Annotated in this window: 2 protein-coding genes and 1 pseudogene; 1 reads left to right on the top strand and 2 read right to left on the bottom strand. The window is 70.5% G+C overall.

Features of this window, described 5'->3' with window-relative positions:
• Positions 1 to 195 (top strand): CinA family protein (locus FV222_RS23815; protein WP_147815804.1); only part of this gene is annotated, 195 nt, incomplete at its 5' end.
• An 82-nt stretch (positions 196 to 277) separates the two neighbouring features.
• On the opposite strand, the gene FV222_RS23810 is transcribed toward FV222_RS23815, so the two are convergent.
• Both FV222_RS23810 and lipA read right to left on the bottom strand, forming a co-directional pair.
• Positions 278 to 736, bottom strand: a complete 459-nt coding sequence (locus FV222_RS23810) for a type II toxin-antitoxin system RatA family toxin (protein ID WP_147762808.1) — start codon at positions 734 to 736, stop codon at positions 278 to 280.
• 136 nt (positions 737 to 872) lie between these two features.
• A pseudogene (gene lipA, locus FV222_RS23805) lies at positions 873 to 1,832 on the bottom strand (lipoyl synthase); the annotation flags it as partial.
• Between the last annotated feature and the right edge of the window lie 406 nt (positions 1,833 to 2,238).

Here is a 2,238-nt window from a genome sequence, read left to right as displayed (position 1 = left end):
GTGGCGGTGGCGATCACCGGGATCGCCGGGCCCGGCGGCGGAAGCGCGGCCAAGCCCGTCGGCCTCGTGCATTTCGGCCTGGCGACAAGAGGTGGCGTACACCACCTGGAGCGGCGCTACGGCGACCTCGGCCGCGCCGAAATCCGACGCCGCGCGGTGCTGGACGCGCTGGACCTACTGGAATCGGCGCTCTGAAGCTGAGCCGCGCGGTTCAGCGACGAGACGAGCTGGACCAACCCTCGCGGAAGCGACGCGCCCCAAACCGCCTGAACCGCCCTCAGGCGGTGCCGTAGACCCGGTCCGCCCGGCTCTCGAAGGCGTCGGTGAACTTGCGGAAGGCGCGGTCGAACATCGTGCCCATCAGCAGGCCGAGGGCGAAGCTCTTAAATTCGTAGGTGATAAAGAAGTCGACGTCGCAACCGCCGTCGCGGCCGGGCTTGAACGCCCAGCGGTTCTCGAGGTGCCGGAACGGGCCGTCGATGTACTCGGCGGTGATCTTGAGGTCCGCGGGGGCGAGGCCGACGCGGGTGGTGAAGCGCTCGCGGATCGCCTTGTAGCCGACGCCCATCTCAGCCACGAGCACCTCCATCCCCTCCCCGGTTCCAGGCTGGCGCCGCAGCACGCGCAGCGATTCGCACAGCGGCAGGAACTCGGGGTAATGCTCCACGTCGGCGACGAGGTCGTACATCTGCTGGGGCGAGTGACGCACCCAGCGGGTGATCCGGAAGGACGGCATCGACGGCTCAGGCTGTGAAGGGGGCGGAGGCGAGAGCTCCCGCGGGCATCAGCGCGCCGCCCCGCTGCGCGGTTCCCTCGGACGAGGTCCGCACCATCGCCGCAGCCGCCTCCGCCGGCACGCCGAGCCGCGCGTTGCGGGCGGCCCGCAGCTTCGAAAAATCCTCGCCGGCATGGTGCGACGAGCGGGTCAGCGGCGTCGCCGAGACCAGCAGGAAGCCCTTGGCGTAGGCGGTGGTCTCGAAGGCCTTGAACTCGTCGGGTGGCACGAAGCGGATCACCTCGTGGTGCTTCTTGGTCGGTTGCAGGTACTGGCCGATGGTGAGGAAGTCGACGTCGGCCGAGCGCAGGTCGTCCATCAGCTGCACGACCTCGTTCCGCTCCTCGCCGAGGCCGACCATGATGCCGGACTTGGTGAAGATCGACGCGTCGAGCTCCTTGACCCGCTGGAGCAGGCGCACCGAGTGGAAGTAGCGGGCGCCGGGTCGGACCGTGAGGTAGTTGCCGGGCACCGTCTCGAGGTTGTGGTTGAACACGTCGGGCCGCGCCGCGACCACGGTCTCCAGCGCGCCGTCCTTGCGCAGGAAGTCCGGCGTCAGGATCTCGATCGTGGTGCCGGGGCTGAGCCGGCGGATCGCCGCGATGGTGCGGGCGAAGTGCTCGGCCCCGCCGTCGGCGAGGTCGTCGCGGTCGACGGAGGTGATGACGACGTGGTGCAGGCCGAGCTTGGCCACCGAGTCGCCGATCTTCTCCGGCTCGTCGGCGTCGAGGGCGCCCGGCAGGCCGGTGCGCACGTTGCAGAAGGCGCAGGCCCGCGTGCAGGTGTCGCCCATGATCATGAAGGTGGCGTGCCGCTTCTCCCAGCATTCGCCGATGTTGGGGCAGCCGGCCTCCTCGCAGACCGTCACGAGGCCGTGCTCGCGCACGATCGCGCGGGTCTCTGCCCAGGCCGGGGACCCCGGCGCCTTCACGCGGATCCAGTCCGGCTTGCGCAGCTGGACCGGCTGGTCCGGCCGGTGCGCCTTCTCCGGGTGGCGGATGCGGGGCGCGAGCGGCGGCCGCGGATCGTTCTTCAGCAGATCGAGGACGGTCGCCATGCCACACCGCGTGCGAGGCACCCGCGGCGCGGGCATCGGGAGAGAGCTTCGACTTAAGGCGTCCGGACCCGTGCCGCAAACCGCCGCGACCGCAGGTCGCCCACGAACCCGAGACAGGGCTTGCGGAATCGTCACGGCGGACCGGCCCGCGCGATCGGCCGCAACCGGCCGCCGGAACCCGGCGGGACCGATCCGGTTCCCTCGGTTTCCAGCCGTACGCGGCCCGCATCGAAGGACGATCGCTTGACCCGGATCCTGCGCCTCGCGCTCGCCGCGCCCCTGTCGCTCGCGCTCGGCGCACACTTTGCGCTCGGCGCCTCTGTCGCCCTCGCCGCCCCCTGTCACTTATACACCTAACCGAGCCCACGAGCCCGGAGCCGAACTCCTATGCCGGCATAAGCGTGAA

This window comes from Methylobacterium sp. WL103 (assembly GCF_008039885.1).
GTDB lineage: Bacteria > Pseudomonadota > Alphaproteobacteria > Rhizobiales > Beijerinckiaceae > Methylobacterium > Methylobacterium cerastii.
The sequence above is the reverse complement of the archived record's forward strand: the minus strand, read 5'-3'. Positions and strand labels throughout refer to the sequence as shown.